Here is a 251-nt window from a genome sequence, read left to right on the forward strand (position 1 = left end):
GCTATCCAATTTAATCCGCAAAGTTTAATCAGACTTTGCACAAAGCCAGTAACCATACGTAAAGACAGACGGAATAAGGATTTAATCATTAAGCAGCATTGGATGGCTGCGTCGGAGTAGGTTTGATTTCGCCCTTGTTTGCCTTTTGATGGCGCATACCATTGCGTAGCAGGATCAAACCAAATGGCAATATTTCCGCGACTCATGAGTGCTCGGTTATATGCGGGCCAATTGGTTGTGCGGTAGATTTT

Annotated in this window: 1 protein-coding gene; it reads right to left on the reverse strand. The window is 43.8% G+C overall.

The window, feature by feature from the left end; all coding sequences use genetic code 11:
• The coding region (locus D7V20_RS19685) for a transposase (RefSeq protein ID WP_213072528.1) at positions 1-251 on the reverse strand (251 nt) is incomplete at both ends.

Source organism: Acinetobacter rongchengensis, from assembly GCF_003611475.1.
Taxonomy (GTDB): Bacteria; Pseudomonadota; Gammaproteobacteria; order Pseudomonadales; family Moraxellaceae; genus Acinetobacter; species Acinetobacter rongchengensis.